The sequence below is a fragment of the Blautia sp. MCC270 genome (genome assembly GCF_018785605.1).
In the GTDB taxonomy this organism is placed as follows: Bacteria; Bacillota; Clostridia; order Lachnospirales; family Lachnospiraceae; genus Blautia_A; species Blautia_A fusiformis.
Map to the genome: position 1 here is coordinate 18,979 of NZ_WQQD01000026.1, position 14,579 is coordinate 33,557.

Sequence of the window (14,579 nt, forward strand, 5' to 3'; positions counted from 1 at the left end):
AGACGCCAGAGTCAAGGGCTTCAGTTTCAGGACCTTTTGCCTCTGGCATCTTATAAAATGGGAAATCGATAATTAAAAAAAGTATTTCCCTGAGAATAAAAGGAGGAGAGTAAAGTGATCGAAGTAAGTAATCTGGTCAAAAAGTATGGTGATCATACTGCAGTTGACCATCTTTCCTTTCAGATCGAAAAGGGGAAAATTTACGGATTCCTGGGCCCCAACGGTGCAGGAAAATCAACAACTATGAACATGATCACAGGATACATTGCTTCCACAGAAGGAAAAGTGATGATCGATGGTCATGATATTCTGGAGGAACCGGAGGCAGCCAAGAAATGTATCGGCTATCTGCCGGAAATGCCGCCGCTCTATTTTGACATGACTGTTCTTGAGTACATGAAATTTGCGGCTGATCTGAAAAAAATCCCAAGAAACCAAAAAGACAAGCAGATAAAAGAAGTCATGGATATGGTAAAGATCACAGACATGAAAGACCGTCTGATCAAAAACCTTTCCAAAGGTTATCGCCAGAGAGTGGGTCTTGCACAGGCAATCCTAGGATATCCTGAAGTGATCATCCTGGATGAGCCGACAGTAGGACTTGACCCGAAGCAGATCATCGAGATCCGTGACCTGATCAAAGGCCTGAAGCAGAAGCACACGGTTATCCTAAGCTCCCATATCCTTTCCGAGGTAAGAGCAGTGTGTGATTATGTTCTGATCATTTCCCATGGAAAGCTGGTAGCCAGCGATACACCGGATAATCTGGAACGTCTGGCAGCAGGCTCCAACAGCCTCCTTATGAAGGTAAAAGGCGAGAAAGACACGATTCGAAAAGCTCTGGAAACGATCGAAGGCGTAACCGGAGTGGAAATGTCCTATGACAGCGATGAAAAATTGTGGAAAACAAAACTTTCCATTCAGGAAAATGTGGACATCCGTGAAAAAGTCTTCTACGCTATGGCAAAAGCGAACTGTCCAATCTACGAGATGCAGGTTAAGAGAGTTTCCCTTGAGGATGTATTCCTTGAGCTTACCGAAGGAGAGAAAAAATCCGCCGGAAAACCGGAAAGCTCACAGTGGAAACCGGTAGAAGACAGATCATCGGAAGAAGAAAAAACTCAGGAAGAAAAAAACGGGGAACCAGAGAAGGCTTCTGATGAGAAAGAGGGGGATCAGTCATGACAGCGATTTTTAAAAGAGAACTGAAAAGCTATCTGACCTCCATGGTTGGATATCTCTTCATATTTTTTGTCCTGGTGCTGACCGGAATTTATTTTTCCGCATATCAGCTTTCAGGCGGCTATTCAAAATTTGAAACTACCTTAAGTGCACTGACCTTTGTGTTCCTGATCGGTGTGCCGATCCTTTCCATGCGCGTACTTGCAGAAGAGCGCAAGCAGAAAACGGATCAGCTTCTTCTGACCGCACCGGTATCTGTATGGGATATCGTATTTGGAAAATATCTTGCACTGGTAGCTGTGTTTGCCATTCCGGTCGTGATCATGTGCGTTTATCCTCTGATCATGAGTAAGTTCGGAACGATTTCCTATGCTTCCGCATACACCGGAATCCTGGGATTTTTCCTTCTGGGATGCGCGAATCTGGCGATCGGTGTATTTATGTCAGCGCTTACAGAAAGCCAGGTAATTGCAGCAGTACTTACGTTTGTATTCCTGTTCGCCTTCTATATGATGAACGGAATTTCCTCATTCTTTTCACAGACCTCCATGTCAACTGCAGTGGCATTCGGACTTCTGATCGTGGCGATCGCGATCATCATTTATACTATGATCAAAAATGTCCTGATCTCTGTAGTGATCGGAGCTGTGGGAGAGATTGCCCTTGTGATCGTATACGTTGTAAAATCCAGTATTTTCCAGGGTGGTATCCAGAAGGTACTGAACGTATTTAACCTGAGCGGACATTATGATAATTTTACAAAAGGCGTGTTTGACGTGACAGGAATCGTTTATTTTATTTCTGTTATTGCGATCTGCCTGTTCCTTACCATGCAGTCCATTCAGAAGAGACGCTGGAACTAGGGGGTGAATGGAAATGAAATTCAGTGAGAAATTTAAGAAAAATAAAGGCGAGGCAGCCGTACCGGAGACCGCACAGGACTCCGGCAAAAAGAAACATAAACCGGATCCGAAAAAGCTGGTAGGCACCATCAGCAAAAAACATATCAAAAATGGTTCCTACAGCATGGCTATGGCAGCAGTCTTTATCGTGATCGTGGTTGTGATCAATATGATCGTCGGTGCGATCCCATCCAAATATTCACAGCTGGATGTAAGCTCATCCAAGCTTTACACCATCGGTGATGAAACAAAGAAGGTACTGAAGGCACTGGATAAGGATGTTACCATTTATCAGATCGCGGCAAGCGGTTCTGAGGACGACACGATCTCCAATCTGCTTTCACGTTATAAAGATGAGTCCAAGCATATTAAAGTTGAGGTAAAAGACCCGGTTGTAAATCCGAAATTTGCATCGGAATATACAACCGATGATCTTGCATCAAACAGCCTGATCGTAGTCTGCGGCGACAGAAACAAGGTTATCAATTACAACGATATGTATTCCTCTTCGGTAGACTATAATACCTGGCAGCAGACTACTACCGGATTTGATGGAGAAGGACAGATCACAAGTGCGATCGGCTATGTGACATCCGAGGATCTTCCGATCATGTACACCTTATCCGGACACGGAGAAAAAGATCTGGATTCCAGCTTTAAAGAAGATATCCAGAAAGCAAACATTGATATCAAGGAGCTGAACCTTCTCACAGAGGGAAAGGTTCCGGATGATGCAGACTGCCTGATGATCGTATCTCCGACCAGCGATATTTCCGAGGAAGAAAAAACAGAGCTCCTGGATTATCTGGAGGCAGGCGGAAAAGCTATGATCTTCTCGGATTATACACAGGATGATCTGCCGAACTTTGATGCGGTTCTTGAAAACTATGGTGTAAAGTGTGCAGAGGGAATTGTATTTGAGGGTGATAATCAGCATTATGGAATGCAGATGCCATATTATCTTGTACCAACAGTCAACAGCACAGATGCAAGCTCTGAGACAGCTTCTGCAGGCTCCTACGTACTGGCACCGTATGCACAGGGCATTCAGAAAACAGATGATGTAAGAGATACCGTAACCATCGACAGTATCCTGACAACCTCTGACAAGGCTTACTCCAAAACAAATATGCAGAGCAGCAATATCGAAAAGGAAGACGGAGATGTAGACGGACCGTTTGATCTTGGTGTTGCTATCACTGAGAAACTGGATGATGATAAGGAAACACAGATCGTTTACTACTCCACAGCAAATCTGATGGAGAGCCAGATAAACCAGATGGTATCCGGCGGAAATGAAAAGCTCCTTCTGGAGTCCTTAAACTGGATGACCAGCACAGACGACAGTAATTCCGTTTCTATTCCATCCAAGAGCCTTGAGTCCACAAGCCTGACAGTAACCGATTATGATGCAGCCTTCTGGAAGATCTGTACCATTGGTCTGATCCCGGGAGTATTCCTTGTTGCAGGATTCCTGATCTGGCTTAAGAGGAGAAAAGCATAATGAAAAAATCGACCAAACTTGTTTCAGCAGTTGTTGTTCTGGCAGTTCTCGGCGGCGTTTATGTGGGACTGAACACCTACGTATCCAAAGAAGAAAAGACAGAGAGCAGCGAAGAGGAAAGCAAAACAGAAGTGTTTTCCGTGAAAACGGATGACATTAAATCCCTGGAATTTATCGTAGACAAGAAGGAAGTGACCTTTGAGAAAAAAGATGATTCCTGGGTGAAAAAGGATGAGACTGCTTTTCCTGTAAATCAGACAACTCTGGATTCCGCAGCTTCCGCCATCAAAAAGGTGGAAGCGGACAGAGTCCTGGAGGATGTGGAGGATCTTACGGAATACGGACTGGATTCTCCATCTAACACAGTAACCGTTGATACCGCTGATGGGACAACGAAGCTCAACATCGGAGATGAGAATACGTCTACGAATCAGTATTACATTTCCAAGGATGATGATGACAGCACGGTATATGTAGTGGCAGCAGATACAGTGTCTCCGTTTATGAATTCCCTTTACGATTATGCACAGGGAGAAGATTTCCCGACAATTGATTCTTCCACAGTGAAAAAGGTCCAGGTCAGTGAGAATAAAGATTCCTATGTCCTGGAAGAAAATTCCGACGGAGCTACCTGGGATGTTTCCGGTGACGGAAACAGCGATAAAGAGTCTGCCGATACAACGGCAGCAGGAAATGTAACCTCCGGACTTGGAAACTTTGCATTTGACCAGTTTGTAAACTACAATGCAGAGGATCTTTCCCAGTATGGCCTTGATAAGCCCTATGCGACGATTACAGTGGATTATCAGGAAAAGGTGAAGAATAACAGCACAGACAGTACAGAATCCGGAGAAAACGATTCTACGGCCTCTGAGAGTGATTCTGAGAGCGGCGCCAGCGCTGACACGGATAGCAGCTCAGAAGATGCAGACAGCAAGACAACCACAGTGGATAAACAGCTTGTCATTTACGTTGGCGATGAGGCAGGAGATGGCAGCAGATATGTAACGGTAGATAACAAACAGATCTATACAATGTCAACGGATACACTGAGTGCAGTTATTGACAAGACGCCGTCAGATCTCTGGTCACTGATCGTCAATTATCTGTCTGTAAAAAATCTGGATCAGCTCCAGGTTACTTACGGTGAAACAACAAGTACTGTAAATGTTTCACGTGAAACATCCACAGATGATGACGGAAACGAAAAAGAAACAACAACCTATCAGCTGGATGGTAAGGAAATAGAAAGTACAACCTTTACCACCTTCTACAACAAGCTGATAAACATGGCAGGACAGAAGAGACTGACAGACGCTTATACACCGGCTGCAGACCCGGAGATGACCGCTGTATTCACAGACTCTGACAAGAACCAGACAACCGTTACCTTCTACACATATGACACAAACTATTATGCAGCTGTCGTTGGGGACAAGGTATTTCTTGTAAACAAAATGACAGTAAAAGAAATGTTCAATGCATATGAAACCATGGTAAACGGTGAAACAGAGACAGAAGCCACAGCAACACCAACAGCTGAGGCGGAAAAATAAAATATTAAGAAAATAAATAAAAACACCTCGGAGATCCGTAAACAATAAGGTGATCTCCGAATATCCGCTTGATGATCAGATATTCGGAGACACCACACAGATCAGGATTTTCCGGGGTGTTTTTATGTTGCTATTATTTTACGGTCCTTACAGATGAATAAGGTCCGTATATTTTTTTACCGTTTGTGATGTGGTATGCACGGGTACGGTATTTGGTTGCGGTGCCTGGCTTTTTATCGGCGTAGGTTGTATTTTTTGTATTGCCGATAGCTTTCCAGGTTTTACCCTGAAGACGGTAAATGGTGTAGCATAGGTGATGATTCCGTCTGTTTTTGCGGTCAGTGGATTAGATGCATACCAGGTTGCTTTTCCATTGAAAACCGCAGGCTTGCAGTCAGAAAGAGCTCCGGTTTGTGAGTAGATCTGAGAAGTCATATTGCCGCTTCTTCTGAATCTGACAGGAGTGTTTCTGAACTGAAATCTGCTGCATAGGTCAGGCACGGTGTACTGGCGAGCTTGATTTTCTATAACTGCTATAATTGTAGCGTGGAGAATTGGTGGAGACAACATAAAAAAACTGTACAGAAGCTCATCTGAGCAACTGTACAGTTTTAATTTTTCTATATCTAACAGAAGGTTCGGGGGAGCTTCTGTCAGTAACTAAGTATTATGCAAGACCTCTTTCTTCCAGCCAGTCGAAGAGAACAACTTTTTCTGCTTTCTTTCTCTTGGTCATGTGATTGAACTGAAGGATCGTCAGGATCGTGAAGATCACTAACAGTGCAACCATTACAATAATGGAAGTGGTAATGCTTCGGCCACCGCTGATCGTTGCACGGAATGCGTCGACCGTATAAGTAAACGGAACGTATGCATGGATCTTTGCAACGAATGAAGGTGAAACCTCAACCGGATAAGTTCCGGCAGATCCTGCAAGCTGAACGACCATGAATACCAGCATCAGGAAGCTTCCTACTTTACCAAGAGTAATGTTGAAGAAGTACATGATAGAGGTAAAGGTCATTGATGTCAGGCAGGCGAAGAGTACGGTTTTGCCCATCTCTGCAGGTGTGAATCCGTTAAATGCACGTAACAGCAGGATCAGGCAGATTCCCTGAAGGATCGCTACCGGATAAAGGACGGAAGCTTTGCTTGCCCACCATGCGAAACCGGATTTCAGTTTGCCCTTATACTGAGCCAGAGGATACATCAGGCAGAATGCCAGTGCGCCGACCCAGAGGCCTACAGACATCATGTAAGGTGCCATTGCGTGTCCGTTATTCGGGACATCGGTAAGTTTTGTTTCATCGCTTACAACAGGAGTTGCGAACATTTTGATCGTTTCATCACTTGCTGAATTGTCTTTTACAGTGGTAGCTCCATCGCTGAGGCTTGTGGTCAGTGTCTTGGAACCGTCTTTCAGTTCTTTCATACCACTTCCAAGCTTCTTGGAGCCATCATACAGCTGAGAGGAACCGCTCTGGATCTGGGCAGCGCCATCTGCAAGCTGTTTTGCACCATTGTTAAGTGTGCTGTTGTTGCTTACAAGTTTCTCGGTACCGCTGAGAAGTGTTGAGGTACCGTTTGCTAATGTCTTAGTTCCGTTTGCAAGAGTAGTAGCACCGCTGGAAAGGGTCTTGGCTCCTGTTGAGAGCTTTTTGGTACCGTCTGTAAGAGCGGAGCTGTTTTCGGAAAGCTTAGCAACACCATCGGTGTAGGTTGTGATTCCGGTTGTCAGTGTTCCGGAACCATCGGCTAATGCTTTTGTTCCATCTGCAAGAGTAGCAGCACCGCTGGAAAGAGCATTGGCTCCTGTTGCCAGTTTCTTGGTGCCGTCTGTAAGAGCAGCACTGTTTTCGGAAAGCTTTGCAATACCATCGGTGTAAGTTGTGATTCCATCTGTCAGTGCCTTAGAACCATCTGCCAGCTGACCTGCACCGGATTTGATATCCGGAAGTGCGTCAGCGATCTGTTTGCCGGCTGTTTTCAGATTCTTTGCACCGTCGTTGAGCTGCTTATCATAAGATGTCAGTTGGTCAAATCCATCGTTCAGAGCCTTGATTCCTGCTGCTGCAGCCGGGAAGGCTTCGACTGTGCCGTCTTCCAGAGACTGAAGTCCTGCGGAAACGTTCTTGGTTCCTGTGTTTACAGCCTGTGCACCCTGATACAGCTGGGTAACACCTGCAGAAAGCTGAGCGATCAGATTTGTAGGAAGCTGACTTGTAGCTGCAGATAACTGCTCTGCACCTGCGCTCATGGTTGTTGCACCTGCACTCATCTGGTTTGCACCATCTGTCATGGTTGTTGCACCCTCAGAAAGTGTGCCGGCACCCTGAGTCAGTCCTCCGGAGATCTGAGTCAGTCCGGAAGCTGCTTCGTTAAGCTTGGAAGCAACAGCATTCAGATTTTCCTGAGTAGAAGAGAGCTGACCGGATACACCAGCTGCAAGCTGTGAAACCTGATCAGAATAGCTGCTCATGTAAGAACCGTCCACGCCAGTCATTCCACCGGCTACGCTGTTTAAAGCGTTGATCACATCATTCAGAGCTGCTGCGGAAATGGTTCCGTCCTCAGAAGCGGTTGCCTGAATCGCCTGAAGCTGTGCTGCTAAATCGGTCATTGTCTGTCCGGCAGTACCGATCTTGGTATTTGCATCAGTAAGTGCTTCCGTTGTCTGCTGTCCGTATCCTGTAAGGATGCTGCTGACCTGATCACCTACCTGTGAGAACTGTGTGCCTGCATTCTGGAGAGCAGGGATCAGACTGTCTGTGATACTGCTGCTGGTCTGACTTGTGATGCCTGCGGCCTGAGTGATATATCCGGCTGCGTTGTTGATTCCGTCTGCGGCATTGTTCATACCAGCTGCAGCACTGTTCATACCAGCTGCGGCTGTGTCCATACCATCCTTTGCGGAAGTAAGGCCGGCTGCAAGCTTGTTGATGGATTCCTGTGTTGTTCCCTCTTTCAGAGCAGAAACCTTATCGTTCAGGGCTTTCAGTCCGTTTTCAAGCTGCTGTGTTCCGGATATCAGTGACTGTGAGTCATCGGTTCCTTTGGTAACACCGGTATTCAGCTGAGAGATACCATTGGAAACTGTTGTGAGTCCGTCTTCAAGTTTTACAAGCTCTTTGGCACCGGCTGCGAGTTTGCCAGCACCAGCCACATAGGTGGTAGTTCCATCTGCAAGAGTGTCAGCACCAGCTACATACTGTGTTGCTCCGTCGGAAAGAGTATCAATACCTGCACTTAATGCATTTGCACCGGATTCCAGGCTGCTTGCGCCGGATTTCAGTGTATCAGAATTTTTATTAAGCTCATCCACACCAGCGGTGTACTGCTGAACACCTTCATCCAGAGTATCTACACCGGTTGTCAGCTCAGGAACCTTTTCTGTCAGAGCTGCAACGCCGCTGTTCAGCTGGTTTGCACCGGATTCCAGGCTGCTTGCACCGGATTTCAGTGCATCAGAATTTTTATTAAGCTCATCCACACCAGCGGTGTATTGCTGAACACCTTTATCCAGAGTATCCACACCGGTTGTCAGCTCAGGAACCTTTTCTGTGAGAGTTGCAACGCCGCTGTTCAGCTGATCTGCACCATCGTCCAGGCTCTTTGCACCATCGTTAACCTTTGCAACACCATCGGTGTAGGTCTTAAGACCTTCGGTGAGACTGTCAGCACCGCTTACGAAAGTAAGAGTACTGGTGGAAAGCTTCTTAAGGTTTTTGGTAATTGTTTTGTTACCATCAGCTGCTGTATTCAGTCCGTCTTCGATCTTTCCGGATCCGTCTGCAGCTTCCTGCATTCCGTCACCTGCTTCTGAGATAGAATCAAAAACGGTTTCTGTATAGGTTTCCGTAACCTTGGAAGCAATGTTATCACGAAGCTTCAGCATTGCTGTTTCACTGAGCTTGGAGGCGATATAGTTGGTTCCAGGGTTTGTCTCATAGGATAGCTCCATTTGCTTTGGATCGTTGTCCATTACAGTGGCTGCGTTTGCGGAGAAATTTTCCGGAATTTTGATAACCATGTAATAGGTTCCATTGGCCAGACCGTCCTCTGCTGTCTTGCTGTCTACAATGTTAAATGCCATTGAGTCGTTGTCCTTCAGCTCATCCGTCATGTCCTTACCTATGCTCAAGGTCTTGCCATTATACTCGACAGGTTTGTCTTCGTTTACCACGGCCACTGGCAGGCTGTCTACGTTTCCGTAAGGATCCCACATGGATTTCAGAAACAGACCTGCATAGATGATCGGGATTACGATAATGGCGATTACGACGATAAGCATGAGCTTGTTACGAAGTAAGCTTTTCCATTCGTTTTTGATCATATTACCTATCCCTTTCTTATTAAATTGTATTATCAAACATAGTTGATTAATCAAACTTTATTCCAGTAATGGCGACGAGATCTATTAATCATATTAAAATCTATTAATAGCTTTATATTCCATTATCAAACAAAGTGTTGATTTTCTTTACGTGATGTATTATACTAAACACATACCACAGATACAACCATTAAATCTTTACTGAATGTATATTAATAGACAGAAATGATGGAAGTGTCTATTACAAATAAAAAACTGCATAATAGACAAAAAGTACGTTATTTCCTTTGAATTTATGTGCAGTTGGTAATATTAAATGCAGACAGGATTCCTATGTTTCAACACAAATATGCAGCAGATATCTGGTATCGTGTAGGTCGGCGTCGTTAACAATTTTGATCTTGTCAATTCTTAACAACAGTAGATATCTGGTATCATGCAGATCGGCGTAGAGAAAGCGAATGCTTTTATTCGTTTGAAGGATGCATTATGCATTGTATAACAGTTGCAGAGTATCGTAAGTAACAGGTGATTGAGGCGGAGGAAACGTGCTTGCTTTTTTGAATTGCAGGGGGAATTAAGATGGCGGAAAAAGTTGACAGAAGAGTACGTAAGACCAAGGCACAGTTGCGAGCGGGGCTTGCCCGTCTTATGCAGAAGAAGAGCATTAAGGAGATTACGGTAAAGGAACTGGTGGAAGAAGTTGATATCAACCGCTCCACATTTTATCTTCACTATACAGATATCTATCAGATGCTGGAATCCATTGAGGCTGAATTGATGGAGGAAATCACGCATCTGGTGGCAGACTATCCTCTGGATCCTCTTAACAATAAGGAGAGCTCGTATCCTTTTATTGAGCAGATATTTACGATCCTGGATCATAATAAGGATATTTGTATCGCACTTCTTGGAAAGAATGGAGATATGGCTTTTGTGAATCGTATAGAAAAACTGATCGCAGATACAGTGCTGCATCGCTTGTCAATTCGTCTGCCGAAAGATAACCGTGATATTGAGTATGCGTATGCGTTTTGTCTGAATGGATGCGTGGGAATGATCAAGACATGGCTGTCTTCTGAGAATCAGGAGAGTACACAGCATATGGCAGAGCTGACACATAAGCTGATCGATAATACAACACACATGTATCTGGAGCAGGCACTTAGATAAGAGAAATGTCCGGATGCATGCTGTGAGTCTGGTAAAAAATAAAGAGTATTGTTTCACGTTTGTTTGAGGAAAAACTCATGTTTCACGTGAAACAGTACTCTTTTTTTATTGACTTTTTGTTGGTTTATAGCATTTCCACAAATTACTGCATGAAGCTCAACGGCTCCGAACATAAACAATGTTCTTTTGATACGTTGATCTCCAAAATTACTATAGATAAATTTTGTTTTTGATGCCGGATCATAAGTTGTTTTTACAGGAAAATAGCTACCTGTTCCAGGAAATGTTCCGGATCTTCCAGATGAGGAAGATGTCTGGCTTCCGGGATCACAGCGGTTTCAATGGAAGAATTCAGCTTCTGATATTCCTCTGCGATAAGAGAAGCGGAAGCTTCTTTTTCTCCGGAAATAATATAGATGCATGCATCGGAAGATTCTACGGCATTATTAATGCTGATATTCAGGTATTTGCCAATGTAGCTGGAATACAGATATTTGGCGTTGGAACCACCCTTGTGAGCGGATTCATAATAGGTGTCTACCAGTGTATCTGTTACATGGAAGGGATTGTAGAACAGCTTTTCCATAAACAGACTGCTGATGGATTCGCGGGAAGCTACCATATGATAGATCAGAGTTCCGAAAATCGGAAGCTCGATAAAATACTTAAAGAGCTTGTTGTCTTTACAAGGTGCCTGCTTCAGGGAACTGAAGCTTGGTGGATTGACCAGCATGATCTTGCGGAAATGGTCGGAATTGTTACGGTAAGCCATGATCGCAAAAGAACCTGAGAAACCACTGGCAATAACATCGGTTTCCTCACGAATCACATTCTTGGCAAAATCACAGAGTAACTGAGCAAATACAAAATTGGTATAAGTAATATCCGGTTTTTCGGAACGTCCACATCCAAGAAGATCAATGGTGTAAACGGTATGTTCGGTTGCGAGCTGCTTCTCTATGGCATTCCATTCATAACCGGAAGCACCTGGCATGATATCATGAATAAGAAGAATAGGGGTGCCATGTCCCTGTTTTGTATAAAAAATCTTTCCAAAACGCCAGTCATAGGTTCTGCTGTGTGGCTGTTCCAGCATATCTTTAAGCTGAGATGTGGCATCTATGAAACGGTTAGCAATATGAATAACACCTGCGGCAGTTCCGACTAAAGCTGCAAGAGTAAGTAGTCTGTGTCCATTTTTCTTCATTAAAAAGCCTCCTGGAATTCGTAAAAATAATCAGGACAGATGTAACGTAATTCAGGTATCTGATCTGATTTTTTCTGAATATTTCTTTGCTTTATTATACGACAGGAACGAAAAATTTACAATGCTTTTGTGGGAACCCTAACCTTGTTATTGTATGCTGACGCTACTGTCCATTCTGTTCTTGGCGATGATCGCTAAGTTGCTGTTCGTTCTGCTTTCAGTAAAGCGCTTCGTAATGCAAAGAATTTATGTTGATCGCATAAATTGGTGCGGTATGGCTTCGGACTTTCTGCGGCCTTCGTTCACAAAAAAACTTACGGAATATTATCAGTGAACAGTAGCATCGCCAATATGCTTCATGATACATAGAAATCAGATTTTGAACCGAATCAAGTAAATCCCCTGCTTTAATTGCGAAGAGCAATAAGCAGAGGGTGGGGACTTACTTGTATCAGGAGGAGGAAAAGCTCCTTCTGATAAACTGCGAAGCAGTTATTTGGTTATGAACAAGTAGCGAAGCGGATGCTGTTATCCGCTGGAATGCTTTTATACTTCAGTAAAATACCAAGTGTTTCACGTGAAACATTGGACTTGTTATCCGACAGAGCTGATGCTATACAGGATTGCCGAGGATGATGTTGATAAGGGTTTTGTTCAGCATCAGTGTGCGGTTCCATGGATTGAGAATTACTCCCTCAACAGACGGCTCTTGCAATGCAGAAGCAAAAATTTTATCAATATCTGCGGTAAATGTGGACATGATCTTATCACTGCCTTTTAACTCTTCGTCAAAGCTGGTAAATGCAGCCCACCATTGCTTTCCGTCGTTGGTTTTGATCGCATGAAGAGAAATTTTTCCATCACCTTTTGGAGGTTCTACAGCAATGATCAGCTGTGCCTGCTCCTGCATTCTGTGACGGATCACGGTGAGAGTATGAGCAAGCATTTCTTCGGTTGCTTCTTTTTGGAGTGCTGCAATGGCAGTTTCGATCTTTTCATTGCCATTTAAAGTCTTGCCTAATTGTTCTTTATAGAAATCGTTGCGATTATTTGTGGTGTTCATGTATAAAATATTCCTTTCGATCAGATGATAAATGACTAGTACAGCGAATATTAAGTAACCGCCATATTGACTTGTCTGATTTTTCATATGCTGCGTTGTCGTCAATCGCCGTAGCCACCGCTACGCCTCATTCCTTCGCCTTGCATATGAGAAAATCATCCTACGTCAATATAGCAGAAACTTAATTTTCGCTGTAATAGTACATTGTTTTCGAAATAACTATACCAATTACTTGTTGGTGAATCCGACTGCACAGATCTAAAAGCCTCAGCATAGCCAGCTACGCCTGCATTTTTATACCTGCACACTCGAATCCACATCCCACGTGATTGGTATAGTTATTTACGAAATAATGTATTAGCCGCAAACTGCAAGGAGTTTGCGAATGCTTTCTTTATGGATTATAGCATTTCAGGGGAAAATGAGGCAAGAGAAGAAGCGTTTTTAACTGAATCAAATAAGTCCCCTGGTTCGATTTCGAAAAGCAATAATCAGGGGAACTTGCTTGCATCAGGAGAAGTGCAGGCTCCTTCTGATAAACTGCGAAGCACTTATTCGGTTATGAGCAAGTAGTGAAGCGGATGCTTTTATCTGCTTGAATTAAATCAAAAAGTTTCCTGATTACTGATCACTTCGTTTTTGGTAATACACTTCGCGATGCACAGAAATTATGCTAATCACATAAATTTGCATGGTATGTCCAGGGCTTTCAGTGGTCTTTGCTCACAAAAAAACTCGGAGAATAATATTACCAGTTAACAGTAAGTCTCATGCTTCAATTACGAAAAAGTAAAAAGTAATAAGCAGTGGATGGCGTGTATTAGGAAGAATGCAACGGCGTTTAACAGGGAAAGGAATAGTGGGCATGTCTGAAAACAAGGTACTGCACTAATTCATGTGGCCATTGTTATGGATACATTGTAAGCAGGTCCTGATAAATTGTAAAGTAGCTATTGGGCGTAGAACTGCGTAGCGAATACGGGTATTTTTATTCGTTTGATCCCAAATTGGATAGATATGTTTGCGCACTTGAAGGTGAGTTCCCAGATACTGTCATCAGTATTCTCCATGATTTCGGTCAGATGCTTTTGTGAACTGGATGGGGAATTAACAAGTTAAGTGAATGTAGTAAAAATGTGTATTTATATGAAAAAACGGAGGGTAAGGCGGAAAATATGGGGGGATTTTATAGAACGATATAAGAGTAAGGACGAAATGAAGAAAAATAAGAGATTATTTCTGCGAAGAGAACACTATGATAATGATAATAATGCAAACACTAAGTACGATAAAAAGGACTTTATGAAAGAAAATACTGGCAAATAAATAGAAATAATAGGATATTTACGAATGAAAAAACATTAAAGTACAAATTATAGTACTTTAAATAAAAAAGTACGATAAAGCGTACTTTATACGTATACACACATAAAAAAGCCTAAAAATGCAAAATGTGCACCTGCACACATACGGCAAAAAAATAAAATATAGATTCGTTCCTACTTTAAACATGTAAAATTTTGATTGATCGAATAAAAGAAAGCAGCTGCTTCGATTACAAAAAAACAATAAGCTGTGGGTGGGAAAATACTTGTGCTCTTCCTGATAAACTGTAAAACAGCTATTTTGTGTAAAACTATGATCGAATGCAAAAATTTT

At 43.2% G+C, this 14,579-nt stretch carries 9 protein-coding genes; 5 read left to right on the forward strand and 4 right to left on the reverse strand.

The annotated features are described in order from the left end of the window. Positions 1 to 114: 114 nt before the first annotated feature. Genes GPK58_RS07970 through GPK58_RS07985 form a run of 4 tightly spaced genes read left to right on the forward strand, consistent with a single transcriptional unit; the run spans position 115 to position 5,144 of the window. Positions 115 to 1,185 (forward strand): ABC transporter ATP-binding protein, encoded by a 1,071-nt coding sequence (locus tag GPK58_RS07970; RefSeq protein WP_021651032.1) that lies wholly within the window; start codon positions 115 to 117, stop codon positions 1,183 to 1,185. Beyond that, positions 1,182 to 2,045, forward strand: coding sequence for an ABC transporter permease (locus tag GPK58_RS07975; RefSeq protein ID WP_015526545.1), 864 nt, complete (start codon positions 1,182 to 1,184; stop codon positions 2,043 to 2,045). The genes GPK58_RS07970 and GPK58_RS07975 overlap by 4 nt, the downstream gene beginning before the upstream one ends. Before the next feature lie 13 nt (positions 2,046 to 2,058). Further along, on the forward strand, positions 2,059 to 3,588 hold the full coding sequence (locus tag GPK58_RS07980; protein ID WP_044961237.1) for a GldG family protein: 1,530 nt from the start codon (positions 2,059 to 2,061) through the stop codon (positions 3,586 to 3,588). Continuing rightward, a complete protein-coding gene (locus GPK58_RS07985; protein WP_215638469.1) occupies positions 3,588 to 5,144 on the forward strand; it encodes a DUF4340 domain-containing protein in 1,557 nt (518 codons plus the stop codon). The genes GPK58_RS07980 and GPK58_RS07985 overlap by 1 nt, the downstream gene beginning before the upstream one ends. A gap of 147 nt (positions 5,145 to 5,291) precedes the next feature. Here GPK58_RS07985 and GPK58_RS07990 read toward each other — a convergent pair whose 3' ends face one another. After that, positions 5,292 to 5,579, reverse strand: coding sequence for a hypothetical protein (locus GPK58_RS07990; protein ID WP_173741678.1), 288 nt, complete (start codon positions 5,577 to 5,579; stop codon positions 5,292 to 5,294). A 232-nt stretch (positions 5,580 to 5,811) separates the two neighbouring features. Then, the gene (locus tag GPK58_RS07995; protein ID WP_215638470.1) at positions 5,812 to 9,477 is read right to left on the reverse strand and encodes a YhgE/Pip domain-containing protein; all 3,666 of its coding nucleotides are present in this window, start codon (positions 9,475 to 9,477) and stop codon (positions 5,812 to 5,814) included. 582 nt (positions 9,478 to 10,059) lie between these two features. On the opposite strand from GPK58_RS07995, the gene GPK58_RS08000 reads away from it, so the two are divergent. Beyond that, positions 10,060 to 10,650 (forward strand): TetR-like C-terminal domain-containing protein, encoded by a 591-nt coding sequence (locus GPK58_RS08000; protein WP_015526541.1) that lies wholly within the window; start codon positions 10,060 to 10,062, stop codon positions 10,648 to 10,650. A gap of 253 nt (positions 10,651 to 10,903) precedes the next feature. On the opposite strand, the gene GPK58_RS08005 is transcribed toward GPK58_RS08000, so the two are convergent. Together GPK58_RS08005 and GPK58_RS08010 are read right to left on the reverse strand one after the other, a co-directional pair. Further along, positions 10,904 to 11,857 (reverse strand): alpha/beta fold hydrolase, encoded by a 954-nt coding sequence (locus tag GPK58_RS08005; RefSeq protein WP_215638471.1) that lies wholly within the window; start codon positions 11,855 to 11,857, stop codon positions 10,904 to 10,906. A gap of 613 nt (positions 11,858 to 12,470) precedes the next feature. Then, positions 12,471 to 12,920, reverse strand: a complete 450-nt coding sequence (locus GPK58_RS08010; RefSeq protein ID WP_215638472.1) for an SseB family protein — start codon at positions 12,918 to 12,920, stop codon at positions 12,471 to 12,473. Positions 12,921 to 14,579 lie beyond the last annotated feature (1,659 nt).